Origin of the sequence: Methylobacterium aquaticum, from assembly GCF_016804325.1 — a bacterium.
Taxonomy (GTDB): domain Bacteria; phylum Pseudomonadota; class Alphaproteobacteria; order Rhizobiales; family Beijerinckiaceae; genus Methylobacterium; species Methylobacterium aquaticum_C.
Map to the genome: position 1 here is coordinate 699,733 of NZ_CP043627.1, position 19,200 is coordinate 718,932.

At 70.3% G+C, this 19,200-nt stretch carries 21 protein-coding genes; 10 read left to right on the forward strand and 11 right to left on the reverse strand.

Features of this window, described 5'->3' with window-relative positions; all coding sequences use genetic code 11:
* Positions 1-11 precede the first annotated feature (11 nt).
* Entirely contained in the window at positions 12-260 is a 249-nt protein-coding gene (locus F1D61_RS03080; RefSeq protein ID WP_203156466.1) for a DUF6356 family protein, read from the forward strand.
* A gap of 124 nt (positions 261-384) precedes the next feature.
* Positions 385-1,386, forward strand: a complete 1,002-nt coding sequence (locus tag F1D61_RS03085; RefSeq protein ID WP_203156467.1) for an ABC transporter substrate-binding protein — start codon at positions 385-387, stop codon at positions 1,384-1,386.
* Positions 1,387-1,396: 10 nt separating this feature from the next.
* Here the strand turns inward: F1D61_RS03085 and F1D61_RS03090 are convergent, their stop codons facing one another.
* Positions 1,397-1,735 carry a hypothetical protein gene (locus tag F1D61_RS03090; RefSeq protein ID WP_203156468.1) on the reverse strand — a complete coding sequence of 113 codons (339 nt, stop codon included), beginning with the start codon at positions 1,733-1,735 and terminating at the stop codon, positions 1,397-1,399.
* 395 nt (positions 1,736-2,130) lie between these two features.
* The gene (locus F1D61_RS03095; RefSeq protein ID WP_203156469.1) at positions 2,131-2,460 is read right to left on the reverse strand and encodes a hypothetical protein; all 330 of its coding nucleotides are present in this window, start codon (positions 2,458-2,460) and stop codon (positions 2,131-2,133) included.
* 347 nt (positions 2,461-2,807) lie between these two features.
* On the opposite strand from F1D61_RS03095, the gene cysS reads away from it, so the two are divergent.
* Complete coding sequence (gene cysS / locus F1D61_RS03100) at positions 2,808-4,187, forward strand: cysteine--tRNA ligase (protein ID WP_203156470.1); 1,380 nt, start codon at positions 2,808-2,810, stop codon at positions 4,185-4,187.
* Between the two features lie 42 nt (positions 4,188-4,229).
* Here the strand turns inward: cysS and F1D61_RS03105 are convergent, their stop codons facing one another.
* Positions 4,230-4,436, reverse strand: a complete 207-nt coding sequence (locus tag F1D61_RS03105; RefSeq protein WP_432443200.1) for a DUF1737 domain-containing protein — start codon at positions 4,434-4,436, stop codon at positions 4,230-4,232.
* A 239-nt stretch (positions 4,437-4,675) separates the two neighbouring features.
* Positions 4,676-5,269 carry a TIGR00730 family Rossman fold protein gene (locus F1D61_RS03110; RefSeq protein ID WP_203156471.1) on the reverse strand — a complete coding sequence of 198 codons (594 nt, stop codon included), beginning with the start codon at positions 5,267-5,269 and terminating at the stop codon, positions 4,676-4,678.
* Positions 5,270-5,489: 220 nt separating this feature from the next.
* Here F1D61_RS03110 and F1D61_RS03115 point away from each other — a divergent pair, with 220 nt between their 5' ends.
* From F1D61_RS03115 to F1D61_RS03140, 6 genes are all read left to right on the forward strand, one after another.
* Positions 5,490-6,857, forward strand: a complete 1,368-nt coding sequence (locus F1D61_RS03115) for a LysM peptidoglycan-binding domain-containing protein (protein WP_203156472.1) — start codon at positions 5,490-5,492, stop codon at positions 6,855-6,857.
* 230 nt (positions 6,858-7,087) lie between these two features.
* Entirely contained in the window at positions 7,088-9,040 is a 1,953-nt protein-coding gene (locus tag F1D61_RS03120) for an ABCB family ABC transporter ATP-binding protein/permease (protein ID WP_203156473.1), read from the forward strand.
* Between the two features lie 123 nt (positions 9,041-9,163).
* Positions 9,164-9,877, forward strand: a complete 714-nt coding sequence (locus F1D61_RS03125; RefSeq protein WP_203156474.1) for a phosphatidylserine decarboxylase — start codon at positions 9,164-9,166, stop codon at positions 9,875-9,877.
* A 17-nt stretch (positions 9,878-9,894) separates the two neighbouring features.
* On the forward strand, positions 9,895-10,743 hold the full coding sequence (gene pssA / locus F1D61_RS03130) for a CDP-diacylglycerol--serine O-phosphatidyltransferase (protein WP_203156475.1): 849 nt from the start codon (positions 9,895-9,897) through the stop codon (positions 10,741-10,743).
* 771 nt (positions 10,744-11,514) lie between these two features.
* Positions 11,515-12,618 carry a DegT/DnrJ/EryC1/StrS family aminotransferase gene (locus tag F1D61_RS03135; RefSeq protein WP_203156476.1) on the forward strand — a complete coding sequence of 368 codons (1,104 nt, stop codon included), beginning with the start codon at positions 11,515-11,517 and terminating at the stop codon, positions 12,616-12,618.
* Positions 12,615-13,415 (forward strand): class I SAM-dependent methyltransferase, encoded by an 801-nt coding sequence (locus tag F1D61_RS03140; protein WP_203156477.1) that lies wholly within the window; start codon positions 12,615-12,617, stop codon positions 13,413-13,415. The genes F1D61_RS03135 and F1D61_RS03140 overlap by 4 nt, the downstream gene beginning before the upstream one ends.
* Before the next feature lie 12 nt (positions 13,416-13,427).
* On the opposite strand, the gene F1D61_RS03145 is transcribed toward F1D61_RS03140, so the two are convergent.
* Positions 13,428-14,558, reverse strand: coding sequence for a glycosyltransferase family 2 protein (locus F1D61_RS03145; RefSeq protein ID WP_203156478.1), 1,131 nt, complete (start codon positions 14,556-14,558; stop codon positions 13,428-13,430).
* A gap of 332 nt (positions 14,559-14,890) precedes the next feature.
* The gene (gene tam / locus F1D61_RS03150; protein WP_203156479.1) at positions 14,891-15,664 is read right to left on the reverse strand and encodes a trans-aconitate 2-methyltransferase; all 774 of its coding nucleotides are present in this window, start codon (positions 15,662-15,664) and stop codon (positions 14,891-14,893) included.
* Positions 15,665-15,786: 122 nt separating this feature from the next.
* Between tam and mscL the strand changes: the two genes are divergently transcribed.
* Positions 15,787-16,197 (forward strand): large conductance mechanosensitive channel protein MscL, encoded by a 411-nt coding sequence (mscL, locus tag F1D61_RS03155; RefSeq protein ID WP_203156480.1) that lies wholly within the window; start codon positions 15,787-15,789, stop codon positions 16,195-16,197.
* Positions 16,198-16,200: 3 nt separating this feature from the next.
* Here the strand turns inward: mscL and F1D61_RS03160 are convergent, their stop codons facing one another.
* The 5 genes from F1D61_RS03160 to F1D61_RS03180 all read right to left on the reverse strand — a co-directional run bounded on the left by F1D61_RS03160 (position 16,201) and on the right by F1D61_RS03180 (position 19,200).
* The gene (locus tag F1D61_RS03160) at positions 16,201-16,455 is read right to left on the reverse strand and encodes a hypothetical protein (protein ID WP_203156481.1); all 255 of its coding nucleotides are present in this window, start codon (positions 16,453-16,455) and stop codon (positions 16,201-16,203) included.
* A gap of 207 nt (positions 16,456-16,662) precedes the next feature.
* Entirely contained in the window at positions 16,663-17,070 is a 408-nt protein-coding gene (locus F1D61_RS03165; protein ID WP_203156482.1) for a DUF1236 domain-containing protein, read from the reverse strand.
* Between the two features lie 141 nt (positions 17,071-17,211).
* Entirely contained in the window at positions 17,212-17,949 is a 738-nt protein-coding gene (locus F1D61_RS03170; protein ID WP_203156483.1) for a sigma-70 family RNA polymerase sigma factor, read from the reverse strand.
* 114 nt (positions 17,950-18,063) lie between these two features.
* Positions 18,064-18,855, reverse strand: coding sequence for a class II glutamine amidotransferase (locus tag F1D61_RS03175; protein ID WP_203156484.1), 792 nt, complete (start codon positions 18,853-18,855; stop codon positions 18,064-18,066).
* Positions 18,856-18,900: 45 nt separating this feature from the next.
* A complete protein-coding gene (locus tag F1D61_RS03180; RefSeq protein ID WP_203156485.1) occupies positions 18,901-19,200 on the reverse strand; it encodes an oxidase in 300 nt (99 codons plus the stop codon).

Sequence of the window (19,200 nt, forward strand, 5' to 3'; positions counted from 1 at the left end):
CGGTAAAGCCCATGTCGAAGCTGTCCTTCTCCGAGCACCCGGCCGCCGTCGGCGAGACCTATGTCGAGCATATGGGCGTCGCCACCAGCTTCGGGCTCAGCATGATCGCCGGCGGGCTGGCCTGCCTCGTCCACGGCATCCTGCCCTTCGCCTTCACCTCGACCGGCTCGCGCACGATCCTGCGCCTGCACGACCGCATGGTGGCCAATCGCAGCCGCGCCGCCGGGCACCGGACCGAGTCCTCCGCCGTCTCGGCCTGAGGCCCCTTCCTTCGTCGCGGGTTGACGTGTCCGGGGTATTTCCGGACCCTGGCTCCCTGAACGGCTCCGGCGGGCGCGCGACGACGCGTCCGGACAGGGGCCGAGAACCAGGGAGCATTCGCCCATGCCGTTCCTCAGGCGCGCCGCCGGCGCGCTGGCCGTCGCGCTCGGCCTCGCCACCTCCGTTGCCCACGCCGAGACCGGCGAGGTGCGCTTCACCCGGCAGCCCGGCCTGATCTACATGCCGATGGTGCTGGCCGAGCAGCAGCGCCTGGTCGAGAAGCACGTCGCCTCGGCCGGCCTCGGCGACGTGAAGGTGAGCTGGGTCACCCTGACCAGCGGCGGCGCCTCGGTCGATGCGCTGATCTCCGGCAACGTCGATTTCGTCACCAGCGGCGCCACCAACCTGCTCCTCGCCTGGGACCGCACCCGCGGCGAGGTGAAGGGGCTGGCGGCCTCGGCCGGCGCGCCGATGATGCTCGTCACCCGCAACCCGGCGGTGAAGACGCTGGCCGACTTCTCGGCCAAGGACCGGATCGCGGTGCCGACCGTGAAGGTCTCGGCGCAAGCGGTGATGCTCCAGATCGCCGCCGAGCGCCAGTTCGGCGAGGCCGGCCGCAACAAGCTCGACGCGCTCACCGTGCAGCTCGGCCATCCCGACGCGGTCGGCGCGCTGCTGGGCGGCACCAGCGAGGTCAACAGCCACTTCTCGCTGCCGCCCTACCAGCAGATCGAGCTGAAGGACCCGAAGATCCACGTCGTGCTCAATTCCTACGACGTGGTCGGCGGTCCTCTGAGCAACGCCATCGTGTTCGGCCGCGGCAAGTTCATGGACCAGAACCCGAAGACCACCGCCGCGGTGCTCGCCGCCATCGACGAGGCCAACGCGCTGATCCGTGACGACCCGAAGAAGGCGGCCACGATCTACCTGGCGGCGACCAAGGAGAAGTTCGAGCCGGACGAACTCGTCGCGATGATGAAGCAGCCCGGCGTCGTCTTCTCGGCCACGCCCTACGGCACGATGCTCCAGGCCGACCACCTCGTGAAGGCCGGCGTGCTGAAGAACCGCCCGAAGGCGTGGACGGACTTCTTCGCCAAGGCGGTGCACGACCGGCCGGGCACCTGACCCCGTGTCGTCAGCGCGGCAGGATGTCGAGACCGGCCCGGCCGAAGGTCCGTGCGCCGAGATCGCATTCCGCCGCGCTGTCGGCCGGGAATGCGACGGCCCCGGAGGCCGAGGCGCCGCCGGTGCCGTAGCCGTAGGCGCTGCCGCCCCAGCCGCTCGCCGCCCGCACCGGCCGGGCGCCCGGGCGGGGATACGGCCCGACCGTATCGTGATCGAGGGGAGTCCAGAGGCGGCAATCGTAGCCGGGCAGGCCGGGGACCACCGGGCCGACGGGCGCGCGGGGCCGCGGAGCGGCGTCGGCGAGGGTCGGCAGCAGGGCAGCGGCGACGATGACGAGGCTTCGGATCATGCCACACGCTCCCGGCTGCCGCTTTCGGCGGCGCATAGGGGCCGAGATAGGCGGATCTGCGCGGTGCGCCAGCGGGGTCCGGTGTCGAGCCGGGCGGCCTGAAAGCTCGCATGGCAGCCCGACGGCATTTTTCTCGATGTTTGTCATATCCACCGCGTCATTCCGGGGCCGCGAACGCGGAGCCCGGAATCCAGAGCCGCGGATGGATCAGAAAAGAGCGAACGGCGTTCCGATCGATTCTGAGGAAACTGAGTGTCTGGATTCCGGGCTCCGCTTTCGCGGCCCCGGAATGACACTCAGGGTGTCAGGTTCGTCGAGCCAGCCGACGAGACTTCGATGCGCCGCGAGACGTGATCCATCCGGCGCCGCGCGACCCCGCCTCTCGCAGAAGACAATCAATCCCGGCAGGTGATCCGGATCGGGCGGTCGGAGGTCTTCACGGCCGGGGCGGCCTCGATCGCGCCGGTATACTCGTCCTGGGCGGCGATGCCGTACGACGCGGACTTGGCGTAGCCCTGCGACTCGCACCAGGCATCCGCCACCACCTGGCCGCACTCGCCGCCGGTGGTCAGGCACTCGGCGACGCCGTAGCCGTCGCTGGAGGGGATCAGGAAGGTCTTCTCCACGCCGGTTCCCTGGCCGGTTCCCTGCGAGGCGGCCAGCGCCGGGGCGGTGGCGGAGGCCAGGACACCGAGGGCGCTGAGGACGGCGAGGGTGCGACGCATGGGGCAAACCTTCTGATCGGAGCCGTCGGCATCCGGCTCCGGCCCGACACTGGGCGTGGGTGGTAAACAATCTCTCTACGCATCGTGCGAGCGGGGCGATTACGCAGGGTCCGGCACGGGCTTGGCCCCCGCGGCGTCTGCCTTCTCGAATTGCTCACGGATTTGAGCTAACCCGGATCGGCTCATTCGGGCGTCTCACCCGTGCAACAGGCGGCCGCCGCGGTCGCCGGCACGGGCGGCGTTCGGACCTTCCGCCGGACGGGACCGAGCCCGATCCGGCAACGACTTAGAACCTCGGCCGGTGCCCCGCGCGGCGCCCCGGCCCGACCCCGTCCCGCAGGTGTTTCATGGCCTCGCTGTTGCGCCTCTACAACACGCTCTCCCGGGCCAAGGAGCCGCTCCGGCCGATCGATTCGCGCCGGGTGCGGATGTATGCCTGCGGCCCGACCGTCTACGACGCCGCCCATATCGGCAACGCCCGGCCGCTGATCGTCTTCGACCTGCTCTTTCGGCTGCTGCGCCACGTCTACGGGGCGGAGGCGGTGACGTATGCCCGCAACGTCACCGACGTGGACGACAAGATCAACGCGAGGGCGGCCGAGCGCGGCATCACCATCCGCGAGCTGACCGACGGGACGCTGGCGCAGTTCCACGACGACATCCGCCGCCTCGGCATCCTGATGCCGGAGGACGTGAACGGGGCGGGCCGGCCCCCGGCGATGATCGAGCCGCGGGCGACCGACCACATCGTCGAGATGACGGCGCTGATCGACCGGCTGGTGGCGGCGGGCCACGCCTACGTGGCCGAGGACCACGTCCTGTTCGACGTCCCCTCGATGCCCGATTACGGCGCGCTGTCGCGCCGCCCCCTCGACGAGATGGAGGCCGGGGCCCGGGTCGATGTCGCGCCCTACAAGCGCTCGCCCCTCGATTTCGTGCTGTGGAAGCCCTCGAAGCCCGGTGAGCCGTCCTGGGCCTCGCCCGGCGGGATCAAGATCGCAGGGCGCCCGGGCTGGCACATCGAGTGCTCGGCCATGGCCTGGAAGCATCTCGGCGAGACCTTCGACATCCATGCCGGCGGCATCGACCTGGTGTTTCCCCACCACGAGAACGAGGTGGCCCAGTCCCGCTGCTGCTTCGGCACGCCGGTGATGGCCAACATCTGGCTCCATAACGGCTTCCTGCAGGTCGAGGGGGAGAAGATGTCGAAGTCGCTCGGCAACTTCGTCACCTTGCGCGACGTGCTGGCGGACTGGCCGGGCGAGGTCGTGCGCCTCGCCATGCTGCGCACGCACTATCGCCAGCCGATCGACTGGACGCTCCGCGCCCTGGAGGAGGCCAGTCGCACCCTCGACCGCTGGTACGACGCCGCCGGCGACGTGGCCCCGGGCCCGGCGCCCGACAGCGTGCTCGAACCGCTGCTCGACGACCTCAACACCCCGGCGGCCCTCGGCGAGGTGCATCGCCTCGACGATCCGGCCGCGCTCAAGGCCGGCGCCGGCCTGCTCGGCCTGCTCGGCCAGACCAGGTCCGAGCGCGAGCGGGCGGCGGTCGCGGCCTCCGGGGTCGACGCGGCGGCGGTGGAGCGGCTGATCGCCGAGCGCAAGGAGGCGCGTACCCGCAAGGACTGGGCCGAATCCGACCGGATCCGCGGCGCGCTCACGGCGCTCGGCGTGACGGTGAAGGACAACAAGGACGGCACCACCACCTGGACGGTGGGCTCGTAGGACCATGGGCCGAGGGGCGGCGTGCCGTCCCTCGTGCCGCCGTCACTCCTTGACCACCGACGGCCAGACGATGGCCTGCGCCACGATCACGTCGGTGCCGTTGAAGGTGCAGGACGGCGAGCCGTACAGCCGGTAGCCCAGAGCCAGCGCCTCCGAGATCCGGCGGCAGAAATTGGCATCGTCCTTACCCGTGATCAGCCGGTAGGGCAGCATGTCGTTCGGGGGCTTTGCGTCCGGGGTCGTGGTCAAGATGGGCTCCTGGTGACGTTGTCTGTTCATCCACCCTCGACCTCATCCTGAGGTGCGAGCATTGCTCGCCTCGAAGGAGAGCTCCAGAGATCGCAGAGACTTCTGGAGCCCTCCTTCGAGGCCTCCGCTGCGCTCCGGCGCCTCGGGATGAGGTCGAGGGTGGGAGAGACTGCGAAGCCTGCCACCGTCGGCTCCTGAATAGGCCGGAGGTGGCAGGCCTTCGATGGATCGTCGCAGGCTCAGAACTTCTCCTCGATCAGCGCCTCGGCTTCCGGCCGCGGCGCCGTCTTGGCGATCGCCTCGCGCAGCATCGGCACCACCTGGTCCGGCTCCTCGGCGACGAGGTAGCTGAGATCGAGCCCCTCGCGGATGAAGCCGGTGCGGCGCATGTGGTCGAGGAGGCCGAGGAACGGGGTCCAGAACCCGGCGACCGAGAGCAGCAGGATCGGCTTGGCGTGCTGGCCGAGCTGCGACCAGGTCATCTGCTCGACCAGCTCCTCCAGGGTGCCGATGCCGCCGGGCATCGCCACGAAGGCGTCGGAGCGGTCGAACATCAGCTTCTTACGGGTGTGCATATCGGAGACCACGATGGTCTCCTGCACGTCGTCGAGCATGCGCTCGCGCGACTTCAGGAAGTCCGGGATGATGCCGGTGACGTGGCCGCCATGGTCGAGCACCGCCCGTGCCACCGTGCCCATCAGCCCGACATTGCCGCCGCCATAGACCAGGGCGATGCCGGCCTCGGCCAGCTGGCGCCCCAGCGCCCGCGCCGCCGCCTCGAAGACCGGATCGGTGCCGAACCCCGAGCCGCAATACACGCAAACCGTCCGCATCGAGTCTCCGCACCGTTCGCAGCCGTTGCCGGCCATTCCATGGTCGATCTTGCGCCAGGCAAGTTTCCGGCCGAGCCGCGCTTGTGAGCGCCGCGTGGTCTCGCCCCGACAGTCCTGTTACTATGGGGTCGATGGCGTGGGCGTGTCGACCGGAGGCGAAAGGTCGCGCGGTCGTGCGTGGGCCATCGGCGGGAGGACCCGTGAGCGGGAGTGTTGCGCCATGACGACCGAGTTGCCGAGGGGCGAGTTGCGCAGGGGCCTCGTCCTCGCGGGCGTCGGCCTCGTCGCCGGGTTCGTGCTCATCGGCGTCGCCGCGAGCGGCACGCGGCTGTTCTCGTTCGCCTCGCCGGAGACGGAGCCGGCGGCCGCGCTGCCAGGAGCCGCCCCACCGGCTTCCCCCGCTCCGGCTTTGAGGCCGCTCGCCGCCCTGCCGACCAAGCCGGAGGCTCCCGCCGCGGCGGACGATGCGCCGTCCTTCGACGTCATCCGGGTCGAGCCCGACGGGGCGAGCGTCGTCGCCGGGCGCAGCCGGCCCGGGGCCGAGGTCGAGATCCTGCGCGACGGCCAGCCCTTCGCCCGCACCAAGGCGGACGAGGCCGGCAACTTCGCCCTGGTGCCGCCGGTCCTGGCGCCGGGCAGCCACGAGATCACGCTGCGCAGCACCGCGCCGGACGGCGCCACCGCCGCAGGCCGGGCCAGCGCCGTGGTCGTGGTGGCGCAGGACCACCGCACCAAGCCCCTCGTCGCCGTGACGGCGCCGGGTCGGCCGACCGCCGTGCTCTCGCTGCCGGATGTCGCGGCCAAGGATGCCGCGACCAAGGATATTGCTCTCAAGGATACCGCACCGAAGGCCGGGCCCGGCAAGGCGGCGGCCCGGGCGGAGGCCAGGGGCGGCGGCGAGATCGACGCGAAGATTCCGGCCGGCTCCCCGCCGGTCAAGGTCGTCGGCGTCGACGCCGAGGCGGGCGGGCGGCTCTACGTCACCGCGCAGGGTGCGCCCAAGGCGGATCTGCGCCTCTACCTCAACGACACGCTGGTGGCCCCCGGCCAGGCTGGGCCGGACGGCCGCGTCGCCTTCACCATCGGGCGCGGGGTCACGCCGGGCGACTACCGGGTGCGGGTCGATCAGGTCGATCCCGCCTCCGGCGCGGTCAAGACCCGGGCCGAGACCGCCTTCGCGGTGCCGCCGAATCTCGGACCGGCTCCGGTCGCGGGGCCGGCCCGCCACGCTCCGGCGCGCGAGGCCCCGGCGGGGCCATCCGGTCCCGCCGCGGGCGCGACGTCCCCGGCCCCCGAGCGGATAGCGGCCCCGGAATCGGGGCAAGGATCCCCGGATCACGGGGCCGTGGCCCGAGAGGCCGCCGCTCCCGGTACGGTGTTCGTGCCCGGCATCAGCACCGCGAAGGTCACCCGCGGCGACAACCTGTGGAGCATCAGCCGCCGGGCCTATGGCCGCGGCCTGCGCTACACCGTGATCTTCGACGCCAACCAGGGCCAGATCCGCGATCCCAACCGCATCTATCCCGGCCAGGTCTTCGTGCTGCCCGGCGAGGCGGCGCAGGTGCGTGAGCCCGAGAGCCGCGGCTGACCCGAGCCCGCGGCGCCGCAGCGCCAGGGCGATCCGGGGACGACGCGTGAGCGGCTGCCCCCGACGGATGATCGTCGTTCCGACAGGGCCTGCGGGCCTGTCGCGCAGGTTTCCCGGAGGTCGGCCGCCGCGCAGACGCCTTCGCCGCAGGTCCGGGCCGCGTCGGGTGCGCTGTCGGCCTGTCGCATCCTGGCCTATATGCGACGCCGATCCCGTCCGGAACCGGTTCCTTGTCCACCACCCAGATCCCCCCGGCCGAGCCCGAGCGGCCCGGCCTCGTCGCGACCTACCGCCGCCTGTGGCCCTATCTGTGGCCCCACGGCCGGCCCGACCTGCAGCGCCGCGTCTTCATCGCCTTCGGGCTGCTGCTCGTCGCCAAGGTCGTCACCCTGGCGATGCCGTTCACCTTCAAATGGGCGACCGACGCCCTGGTCGCGGTGGTGGGCGGCAAGGAGGAGAGCGTCCCGACCGGGATCTGGGCCGCCCCGGCCCTGATGATCCTGCTCTACGGCGCCACCCGGATCGCCATGGCGCTGCTGACGCAGGTCCGCGACGGGCTGTTCGCCAAGGTGGCGATGCATGCCGTGCGGCGCCTGGCGCTCCAGACCTTCCGGCACATGCATCAACTGTCCCTGCGCTTCCACCTGGAGCGCAAGACCGGCGGTCTCACCCGGGTGCTGGAGCGCGGGCGCAACGGCATCGAGGAACTCTCGCGCCTGATGGTGCTGACGCTGGTGCCGACCATCGTCGAGTTCCTGCTGGTGCTCGGCACGCTCGCCTACGAGTTCAGCCTGTCCTATTCGCTCGTCGTGCTGGTGATGGTGGCGGCCTATCTCGGCTACACCTACAAGGCCACGGAATGGCGCATCGCCATCCGCCGGCGGATGAACGATTCCGACACCGATGCCAACACCAAGGCGGTGGATTCGCTGCTCAACTACGAGACGGTGAAGTATTTCGGCGCGGAAGCCCGCGAGACCGCCCGCTACGACCAGTCGATGGCCCGCTACGAGAAAGCCTCGACCCAGACCTACGTCTCGCTGGCGGTGCTGAATGCCGGCCAGGCGGTGATCTTCACCATCGGCATGAGCGTGGTGATGTGGCTGGCGGCCCGCGACATCATGGCCGGGCGGGCGACGATCGGCGGCTTCGTGCTGGTCAACACCATGCTGGTGCAGCTCTCGATGCCGCTCAACTTCATGGGCATGATCTATCGCGAGATCAAGCAGGCGCTGATCGACATCGACGACATGTTCAAGATCCTGCACCGCAACCCCGAGATCGCCGACCGGCCGGGCGCGCAGCCGCTCGCGATCGGCGACGCGGTGGTGCGGTTCGAGGACGTGCATTTCGCCTACGTGCCGGAGCGCCCGATCCTGCGCGGCATCAGCTTCACGGTGCCGGCGGGCCGCACCGTCGCGATCGTCGGGCCGTCGGGGGCCGGCAAGTCCACCCTGTCGCGCCTGCTGTTCCGGTTCTACGAGCCGCAATCGGGGCGCATCACGATCGACGGGCAGGACATCGCGGGCGTCGAGCAGGACAGCCTGCGCGCCGCGATCGGCATGGTGCCGCAGGACACCGTGCTGTTCAACGACACGATCGGCTACAACATCCGCTACGGCCGCTGGGAGGCGACCGAGGAGGAGATGCGCGAGGCAGCAATGCTCGCCCAGATCGACCGCTTCATCGCCGCCCTGCCGGAGGGCTACGACACGCCGGTCGGCGAGCGCGGCCTGAAGCTGTCGGGCGGCGAGAAGCAGCGCGTCGCCATCGCCCGCACCATCCTGAAGGGCCCGCCGATCCTCGTCCTCGACGAGGCGACCTCGGCGCTCGATTCCTTCACCGAGCGCGAGATCCAGGACGCCCTCGACCGGGTGAGCCGCGGCCGCACCACGCTCGTCATCGCCCACCGCCTCTCGACCGTGGTCGGTGCCGACGAGATCATCGTCCTCGACCAGGGCCGCATCGCCGAGCGCGGCACCCATCTCTCGCTCCTGGACCAGGGCGGTACCTACGCGGCGATGTGGAACCGCCAGCGCGAGGCGGAGGCCGCCCGCGAGGCCTTGAAGCGCGCGGAAGCCCAGGAAGCCGAGCATTCGGGCGCGAGCCTGCGCACGCATCTGGAGCCGGGGGAGATCCCGGGCCCCGCGGCGAAGGCGCCGGAGCCGGCCGCCGTGTCGTGAGGCGCGTCCTTCGGACGCGCCGGGGCCGTCCCGCGTCGTTCGAATGATTGACGCGAAGCCACGCGCCTGCCATCCGCGGGCGCTGGACCGGCCGTTCGCGGCCGGCAAAAGGCCCGAGGACCCATGACCGACCTGTTCGAGACGATCCGCCGCGTGCTGGTGCCGATCCACAAGGAGGGCTATCCCTTCATCGCGATCGGCATCGTGCTGACGGTGCTCGCCGGCACCTTCGTGCAGTTCCTCGGCTGGATCTTCCTGCTGCTGACCTTGTGGGTCTGTTACTTCTTCCGCGACCCCGAGCGGATCGTGCCGGTCGGCGACGGGCTGATCGTCTCGCCGGCGGACGGGCGGGTGAACCTGATCAGCACCGTGCTGCCGCCCTCCGAGCTCGACCTGCCCTCGGTGCCGATGCTGCGCATCTCGGTGTTCATGAACGTGTTCGACTGCCACGTGAACCGGGTGCCGGTCACCGGCCGGATCGACCAGATCCACTACACCCCCGGCCTGTTCCTCAATGCCGAGCTGGACAAGGCGAGCGAGGACAACGAGCGCAACGGCCTCGTGATCGAGACCCGCCAGAACGGCGAGCCGGTGCGGATCGGCGTGGTGCAGATCGCCGGCCTGGTCGCGCGCCGCATCGTCGACTGGGTCAAGCCCGGCGACGACCTCACCGTCGGCGACCGGTTCGGCCTGATCCGCTTCGGCTCGCGGGTCGACGTCTACCTGCCGGCGGGCACGCGGGTGCTGGTCGGCCTCGGCCAGAAGGCGGTGGCCGGCGAGACCGTGCTCGCCGACCTGCGCGGCACCGGACCCGTCCGGCAGTTCCGCCGCACCTGACCGGGGAGGGACCGCAGATGGACGACCTCTTCCCGCCCTTCGCGCCGGAGCCGAACGAGCCCAAATCGACCGACTCCAAGTCCGTCGAGCCCCGGTCGCGCCGGTTCAAGGCGGTGCCGGTGCGGATGATCATCCCCAACATGATCACCCTGATGGCGGTCTGCCTCGGGCTCACCGCCGTGCGTCTCGCCTTCGAGGGCAAGTTCGAGCCGGCGGTGATCGCCATCATCGCCGCCGCGGTGCTCGACGGCGTCGACGGGCGGGTGGCGCGCCTGCTCAAGGGCACCTCGCGCTTCGGTGCCGAGCTCGATTCGCTGGCCGACTTCGTCAATTTCGGCTGCGCCCCGGCGCTGATCCTCTACACCTTCGTGCTGCACAACCTGAAGTCGCTCGGCTGGATCGTCGCCCTGATCTTCGCCATCGCGATGGCCCTGCGGCTCGCCCGCTTCAACGTGATGCTGGACGATCCCAACCGGCCGGAATGGAAGAAGGACTTCTTCGTCGGCATGCCGGCCCCGGCCGGCGCGCTGACGGTGATGCTGCCGCTCTACCTGCACTTCCTCGGCTTCGAGATGTCGCCGGCGCTGGCCCCGGTGGCGCTGATCTACATGCTGGTGATAGCCCTGATGGTGATCTCCACCGTGCCGACCTTCTCGGGCAAGACCGTCGGCAAGCGGGTGCCGCGGGAATACGTGCTGCCGATCTTCGTCGTGACGGTGGCGGCGTTCGGGCTCCTGATCAGCTTCCCGTTCGAGATCCTGGCGCTCCTGAGCTTCGGCTATCTGTGCGCGATCCCGGTCGGCGCCGCCCAGTACCGGCGCAAGCTCAAGGCCGAGGCGACGGGCGGCGACGCTCCGGCGGCGTGATCGGGCGCCGGTCCGGTCCTGCCGGAGCGGGGCGGGACCGGACCCATCCGGGTTCCCCCCGACCTGGCGCGGCGGCGCCCCGGATCCGTGCCGCCGCACGGTCATCACCCGGCATGGCGCCTTCGGCCGGCGCGGCGGCATCTCCGGCTCGCACCGCGACGGCTTCTCGTCTCGCCACACGCCGATCCCCCGAAGGGATCGCCGGAAGCCGTGCCGGCGACGGCTCCCGGCATCGAGAGATCGCAGCCCGCGCATCGGGGCCGGCCCGGGACGTCCCTTCGCTCCGGGCCGGTGCCCAGACGACCCCGATCCGAATCCTGCGCAGGACACCCGGCCGCGACACGTTTGCGGGAAGCGTGCGGCCTTGACCGAGCGCGATGCGCCTCGACCGTAAGGGTCTGGTCGGTCCGGTGCCATTCGATGCCGAGCTCTTCGGATGTCCAATAGTGCAGTTCGTGGACTTTATTGCCTCGCCGACCGTGCCATTCCCTGTCGCATCCATCTCTAAATTGTGACCGGGCACAAGCGAGAAATATGAGTTGAAGCTGGCGCGTGATCCGCGTTAAGGAAATTCAAGCTGTTACCAAAAGTTCAGTTTTCGCTTTGTGTCTGGTATCAGTCCTAGAACAATGGGCGTCGATGCAATCACAAGGAATGGTTCCGATCCCCGGTGAACCGCCGGCGCTCGACTCTGCATCGACGGTTGCCGCCCGTTCCCGGGGGCTGCACGAGACCGAACCGGTCCGCCTGATCAATCCCAACCCACCGCGGTTGGGCGAGCTGACGGAACTCTTCCGGGAGATCGAGGCGGCCGGCCGCTTCTCCAATTACGGTCCGATCAACCAGCGGCTCGAGCGGGCGCTGGCCCGGGAGCTGTTCGGGGATGTCGGGGCCTGCGTCACGGTCTGCAACGCGACCCTCGGGCTGATGCTGGCGATCCGGCAGGCGGTCGGTGAGCCGGATCCGCGGCGGCGCTACGCCCTGATGCCGGCCTTCACCTTCGCCGCCACCGCGCAGGCCGCCCTGTGGTGCGGCCTCACCCCCCTGCTCTGCGACATCGATCCCGAGACGTGGCTCGCCGCGCCCGGTGCCGAGGAGGAACTCGTCGCCCGCTACGGCGAGGACATCGCCGTGGTGGTGCCATGCACGACGTTCGGCGCGCCGATCGACTTCGCGCATTACGACCGCCTGGCCCACGCGACGGGGGCCGCCATCGTGGTCGATGCCGCGGCGGCGGTGGGAAGCCGCGATCACGCGGGGCTGAACCTCGGCGCCGGGCAGGCCCGGCCCAGCGTCTTCTCGATGCATGCCACGAAGCCCTTCGCCACGCTCGAGGGCGGCTTCGTCTATTCCGCCGATCCGGAGCGGATCCGCGACCTGCGCGCCATGGCGAATTTCGGCTTCGTGGCCGGTCGCTCGGCCGTGATGCCCGGCCTCAACGCCAAGCTGAACGAGGTCACGGCGGCGATGGGCCTCGCCCAGCTCGACCGGCTCGCCGGGATCGTCGCGCACCGGGAAGCCCTGGCCGCGGCCTATCGGGCGGCCCTGCCGGACTTCCTGTTCCAGCGCGCCGCCGTTGCCGTCCAGGCGCACGTGTTCCTGCCGGCCCTGGCTCCGCGGCCGGGCCGTGCCGGGCGCGACGCGTTCATCCGCCGGGCCGCGGCGGCGGGGATCGAGATCGGGGCCTATTACGACCCGCATCTCGGCGCCCAGCCCTATTTCCGGCAGACCTGCCGGTCCGGCCCGCTTCCGATGGCCGACGCCGTGAGCGACCGGATGCTGTCGCTGCCCCTGCACGACGCGATGACGGTCGCGGACGTCCAGCGCGTCGCGGCCGCGCTGCGGGCGATCTGGCTGCAGGAGGTCGACCGATGAGCCACCGCCCGACCGCGGCCGAGGCGGTGGCGCTCTACGACGCCTTCGCGCGCGATTACGACCACCGCTTCGACACCGAGCCGATGCGCCGGATCTACGAGCGCTTGGCCTGGGAGCGGGTGGCGGCCCTGCTGCCGGCCGCGCCCGGCCGGGTCGTCGATGTCGGCTGCGGCACCGGGCGCAACGCCGAGCGGCTGCGTGCCCTCGGGCATGCGGTCGTCGGCATCGAGCCGTCGCCGGAGATGCGGGCGGTGCTCGCCGACAAGCCCGCCCTCGCCGAGGGCTTCACCCTGCGGCCGGAGACGATGGAGGACGCCCCGCTCCCCGAGGCCGGGGCCGATGCGGTCCTCGCCATGGGGTCCCTGCAATACGCCGCCGACCCGCGGATGGCGGTGGCGCGCTTCGTGCGCTGGGTCCGGCCCGGTGCTCCCGTCTGCGTCCTCGTCGATTCGAGCGTCGCCCTCACCTTCGAGCTCCTGCGCCTCGGTCGCGGCGACGAGGCGCTGGTGCGCCTCGAGGAGGGTTGCGGCGTCTTCGTCCATGCCGGCCGGCGCTCCGGCGTGCATCTGTTCGATGCCGGAGGCATCACCGCGCTCCTGCGGGAGGCGGGCCTCGCGCGGGTCGGGGCGTGCGGGATCCTGATCTCGGCGAGCGCCCAGGGCCGCGAGGGCTGCGCCGCGGCGATCCGTGCCGACGAGGAGGGGGTGCTCGCCCTGGAGCGCCGCCTGCAGGCGGTGCCGGCGCTGACCGATGCGGGCAAGCACATCCTGGCCTGGGGCTACCGCGACCCGGCCTGACCGGGCAGGGGGTCAGGCCGGCTTGCGCGGCCGCCGCTCCGACGCCAGCAGGTGGCGCAGCGGGCTCTCGCTGGGATTCAGGCGCTCGGCCAGCCGGTACAGTTCCGGGTCGAAATCCGGGCCCGGGAAGCGGCCGAGCCGCTCTCCCTCGAGGACGTAGTCCAGCAGCGGATTGACCTCGTCCGAGACCTCGTGCCGGTAGATCCTGTGGTACCAGCGCGGCGCGAAGTGCCGGTTGGGGGCCCGATCCTCGCGCCATCCGAATGTGCAGAAATGCACCAGCGGATCGATGCCGGCGGAGGCGACGTCGCCGTTCTGGGCGAGGTAGTGGACCGGGTCGAACAGGCCCGAGCGGTCCAGCAGGTCCACCTCGTCCTCGAAGGTCGGCTCCGGCGCCACGCCGTCGAGGCGCAGGCCCGGCACCCTGCGGGCCTGGGCGCGGATCGTCTCGAAATCGGCCCTCGTCCGGGCCTGGTCGCGCAGGTAATGCGCGCCGCGCCCGGTCTGGAGGTCCACCGCCTTGAGGCCGACCGCCAGGGTGTCGTTGCGCTCGCAGACGTAATCGAGCCCGAGGCTCTTGTAGTGCAGGAGCTTGACCTGCCGTCGCGCCTCGGGCGTGACGCGGCCCGTCGGGTCGGCGGCGTGACGGCCGTGGCGGTAGTTGATCTCGACGATCGCCTGCGGGTCGAAGACGGCCGGCTTGTCGTAATCCGGGGCGCGGGCCCCGCGTACGATCTGGCGCCAGAGAGGCCTGGGATCGGTGGGGAACGCCTCGGTGATCATGTTGTAGCCGACGCTGGTCAGCAGCGTGATCCCGTCCGTCCGGCATTGCCGGAGATAGGCCGGCAGGTCCGGATGATGGAGATGCTCGTCCATCTCCGCGGTGATGACCCAGTCCGCTTTCTCCCGTGACGGCTTCCAGGCGTTGTTCATCAGCGACGTGTAGGTGTCGGCGAAGGATTCGTGCCGGGTTTCCACCGGCGCGACCGTGATCCGCTCGTCGCCGGCCAGGAGATGCAGGCTGTCGTCGGTCGATCCGTTGTCGAAAACGTAAATCTTCGTAGCAATATCACGATAATGCGACAGAAAATATGGAATGATCTTCGCCTCGTTGAGGCACATGCAATACAGGTGGATCTGCATCGACGGTCGATATCCCTGGCAAATCCGGCCGGTCGAGAATCGTGCGGCCCGCCGGCGGTTCGGTGCCTTCCACGAAACTCGCGGTCGCCCTCGTCCCTGGCCGCGGCGACGCCGGCGCAGCCGGAATTTCGTCAACTGCACTTAGGCGCTGCCTTGCGCCGACGCCACCGCTTTCGCTGCGGCAGCCCAAGGCCCGACGACGATGCGGCGGCCGGTCCCCGGTCGCGGCGCTAGAGCACTTCACGATCGCGTTGCAATCGCGAAGCTCTCTAGGTCATTGATTTTGCCGCATTTTCTGCGACGAACCGGTATCCACTTCGTCGGAAAATGCTTTAGTTCCGCCGCGCTACGATGAACAGCCGCGGGAACGGCAGCAGCACCCGCCCGTCGTCCTGCATCGGATAGGCCCGGCGCAAGGCATCCTCGTAGCGGGCGAGATAGGCGGCCTGACCCCCCGGATCGAGCGGTGCCAGGAACGGCCGCAATCCCGTCGAGCGCACCCACTCGACGATGCCGCGATGCCCGCGCAGCGGGTGGATGTAGGTGGTGCGCCACAGATCCACGGTGCAGCCCGCCCGCGACAGCCACGCATCGTAATCCTGGACCGTGCCGAGCGTGGTCCGCGCGCCGGCGGCGCCGGAGAGCGTCTCGCGGAACGGGTCTTCCTCCCCCACCGCGCGCATCAGCCGGTGGGACGGCTCGTCGAGATTGTCCGGCACCTGCACGGCGAGGCAGCCGCCCGGCGCCAGGAAACCGGCGAGGCGCGGCAGCAGGGCGGCGTGGTCGGGCAGCCATTGCAGCACGGCATTGGCGAAGATCAGGTCGGGCGGGACGTCCGGCGCCCAGGTGGCGAGGTCGGCCTCGACGAAGGTGAGGGCGGGCAGGGTCCGGCGCGCCTCTTCCAGCATGGCGGGCGAGGAATCGAGGCCGGTGATCGCGGCGTGCGGAAACCGCGCCGAGAGGAGCGCGGTGCTGTTGCCCGGCCCGCAGCCGAGATCGACCACCCGGGCGGGCGCGTCGAGCGGCACCCGGGCGAGCAGGTCGGCGGCCGGCCGCGTGCGCTCGTCGGCGAATTTCAGGTACTGGCCCGTATCCCAATCCGCCATCGGACAGACTCCCCGCCGCACTTGAGCGCCCCAGCTTAACCGAACGGGCCCCGCCCGCGCGATGCCGGCTTGCGCGGGGCAGGTTTGCCCGAACGGAAATCCCCTCCGCGGAGACACAAGCCATGATCGAGGAATTCAAGAAATTCGCCCTGCGCGGCAACGTCGTCGATCTGGCGATCGGCGTGGTGATCGGCGCGGCCTTCGGGGCGATCGTCACCTCGCTGGTGCAGGACGTGATCATGCCGGTGGTCGGCGCGATCACCGGCGGCCTCGACTTTTCCAACTACTACCTGCCGCTCTCCTCGAAGGTGCAGAGCGGGCTGGCCTATGCCGAGGCCAAGAAGCAGGGCGCGGTGCTCGGCTACGGCCAGTTCGTCACCGTGGCGCTGAACTTCCTGATCGTCGCCTTCGTGCTGTTCCTGGTCATCCGCGGCATGAACCAGCTGGTCCGGCGCGAGGAGGTCAAGAAGGAGGACCCGGCCGACGTGAAGATCCTGACCGAGATCAGGGACCTGCTCGCGGCGCGGCGGTAACGCTCACCGTCTCGCTGGCAACTCGCTCAGGATGTCCTTCAGCGCGTCCTCCACCGCCTCGCGGCCGGTCTCGTGGGCCTTCAGGCGGCCTTCGAGGCGGCGCAGCTGCGGGGTGAATTCCGGCGGAAGGCCCGGATCGCCGAGATAGTCCGGCTTCTCGGCCTCGGCGTTGTAGGCCGAGCGGAGCTGCTGCCCGAGATGCTCGCGCACCGGCGGCGGCAGCGCGGCGTCGTGGTTTTCGTGCGGGTCGGAGGGCATTGCGATCCGGCTGGCTGGGTGGTTGCGGCGCGCGTGTCAATCCCGTCGCGCCGATCTTCAACAAGAACGAGGATCGGACCGGTTTCGTTGCAAGGCCGCCGTGGCACATGCTGGATTTTATCTTGCCGGACGGCAAAAAGCCCCGGCGACGAACCGGGGCTTTCTGTACAGAACGGCTGCGCCGCCCGAGGGCGGCGCAGGACGTGATCAGTCGATCACCTGCACGATGCGGCGGGTACCCGGATCGACCAGCACGACGCGGTCGTTGACCACGGTGTAGCGGCGGCCGCGGATGCCGTAATCGGCCGGGACCTCGTAGTAGCTCACGCCCGAGGAGGGCAGCACGGTGCCGACGGCCACGTCGCCGTCCCAGTCGTAGGAGCGGTGCTGGCGCACGGCGTAGGAGCGGAAGCGCGGGCGGTCGTCGACGCCCAGCAGGCCACCGACGGCACCCGTCGCGGCGCCCACGGCACCGCCGACGATCGCGCCGACCGGGCCGGCCGCAGCCGCGCCGTCCTCGGCCCCACGCTGGGCGCCCGGGATCAGGCCCTGGGCCTGGGCAGCCATCGGCAAGGACAGGGCAAGGGCGGCGGCGGCCAGGAGGGTCTTCTTCATCGGGTCGATCTCCGTTTCGTCCAGTCTACCCCGGTCGAGCGGGGCAGGTCTTCGGGGGGAGTAACGTCGCCCCCGGCGAAACGGTTCAATCGTTCGGCAGAAAAAGTCGCCCCGAACCCCACCGGAGTACTCCGGGCCGGATCAGGCGTCTTTCGGCATCGCCGACTGGATCAGACGGTCGGTGCCGAGGTCTTCCTCGTCGTAGCCCAGCAATTCCGCCAGCCGGCCGCGGGCGCGGCTGACGCGGCTCTTCACCGTGCCGACCTTGCAGCCCATGATCGCCGCCGCCTCCTCGTAGGAGACGCCCTCGGCGCCGACGAGGACCAGGGCCTCGCGCTGGTCCGGCGGCAGCTTGGCGAGCGCGCTCTGCAGGTCCTCGACATCGAGCCGGTCGCCCTGGTGCGGCGCGGTGGCGAGCCGCGCGGCGTAGGAGCCGTCCTGGTCCTCGACCTCGCGCACCCGCTTGCGGTGGTCGGAGTAGAAGATGTTGCGCAGGATCGTGAACAGCCAGGCGTTCAGGTTGGTGCCGGGCTGGAACCGGGCCCGGTGCTGCCAGCCCTTCAGCAGCGTGTCCTGCACCAGGTCGTCGGCCCGGGCCGGATTGCTGGTGAGCGACAGCGCGAAGGCGCGCAGGGACGGCACCGCCTGCAGGAGCCCGTCGCGGAATTCCGGCCGGACGATCTCGCCCTGCGCCTTCAGCGCCGCTTCGAGGCGCGCGACGAGATCGGCGAACCGGTTGTCCGGATCGGCGTCGCCCAGGGCCTCGTAGGTGGCCCGCAGCTGGGTGCCGAGATGCGACCGGATGTTGGCCGACAGCCCGGGGCGGTCCTCCGCCGACGGAATCGGGGACGACGGATTCGGGACGATGTCTCGCGTCATGGCTCTCGCGTCTGCCTGTCGTCAGGAAGATGGGCCCGGGGGCCGCGACCGGAAAGGGAGAGCTTAGCGAGAAACAAGCCGGCGGATAGAGCCCCGCCGCGCCACGGCGCCGGGTCAGCCCCCGGCGCCGGCCGCGTTCTCGTCCCCGTCCGGCACGCCGAGGCGGAAGGCCAGCACCTCGCCGGGGGCGAGGTCGGTCCAGTTCTCGTCGCGGGTCAGCGGCCGGGTCGCCACCACGGTCACGATGTCGTCGGGCGTGGTCTCCTGCGCGAAATCCACCCGCCAATCCTCGTCGATCAGCGTCGCGGTGCCGAACGGCGCCCGCCGGGTCAGGGTGCAGAGGCGCTTGCCGCAATGGGCGTAGAGGGTGCGGCTGTCGGAGAGCAGCATGTTGAACACCCCGAGCCCGTGCAATTCGGCGCAGAGTTCCCGCACCGCCCCGTCGAGGCGGGTGGGCTTGGGCAGGCTGCCCCAGCGCTCCTCGAGCCGCCCCAGCATCCAGCAGAAGGCGTGCTCGCTGTCGGTGGTGCCGACGGGCTTGAAGCGGCCGAGCTTCAGGCGCTTCACGCCCTTCAGCTGGCCGTTATGCGCGAAGGTGAAGGTGCGCCCCCACAATTCGCGGCTGAACGGGTGGGTGTTCTCGAGCGCCACCCGGCCGCGATTGGCCCGCCGGACATGGGCGATCACGATCCGGCTCTTGATTGGGTATTGCCGCAACAGCCGGGCGATCTCCGAGCGGGCGCTCGGTTCCGGGTCGTGGAAGCTGCGGCTCCCACGGCCTTCGTAGAACGAGATGCCCCAGCCGTCCTGATGCGGCCCGGTCTCGCCGCCGCGGCGCGCCAGGCCCGCGAAGCTGAAGCGGATATCGGTCGGGACGTTGGCGCTCATGCCGAGCAATTCGCACATGGCAACGGTTATAGGGCCGGATCGGTGAGCGGGGAGTGAACGGGCTTACCCTCGCGACAGGTAATCCACCAGCGTCATGGTGAACAGGATGCCGACCCAGAAGAAGCCGATGCCGGCAAACAGCTTCACCAGGGGCGGCTCGTGGCGGACCTCCATCGAGAACAAGAGGATCGTCACCACCATGGCGCTCGCCACCAGAAGCTCGACGATCCAGACATGCGGGAAGGGGAGGGCGGCGCCCAACCCCACATTGATCCCGAGCATCACCAGGAGCGCACACGCCGTCAGGACCGGCTCGCGCATGTGCCGCCAGAGGATGCGGCGTTCGTCGCTGGTGCCGAACAT